The organism is Litorimonas sp. (assembly GCA_029936425.1).
Lineage (GTDB): Bacteria > Pseudomonadota > Alphaproteobacteria > Caulobacterales > Maricaulaceae > Litorimonas.
This window is the reverse complement of record JAPYSU010000159.1, coordinates 864-1,115: the sequence shown is the minus strand read 5'-3', so window position 1 is coordinate 1,115 and position 252 is coordinate 864. Positions and strand designations below refer to the sequence as shown.

Below are 252 nucleotides of genomic sequence, written 5' to 3'. Positions count from 1 at the left end.
TCGTTGAGTAGCCAAACCAATTGTCTTTGGTGGCTATGAGATATCCAGGCGAGATCAATTTCAGGGAGAAAGTAGGCTTTTTTCCAGGCTTTAACTTGGGTGGACATATAGCTGGCATCCCACTGACTAGCCAAGTCCTCAACTATGGTCTCGGTGTTTTTCACCTTCCGGAGGCTGCCCGGGAAAAAAGAATCCGGGTTGGCCAAGAGGTGGGCATGCAACCAACGTTTCTCTCGTATATTGAGAGTTGGA

1 protein-coding gene is annotated in these 252 nt (G+C 48.4%); it reads right to left on the bottom strand.

Annotated elements, in window-relative coordinates; translation table 11 throughout:
- Window positions 1-206: hypothetical protein (locus ACN0IC_RS15715; protein WP_416879687.1), on the bottom strand; the 206-nt coding region annotated here is incomplete at its 3' end.
- Window positions 207-252 lie beyond the last annotated feature (46 nt).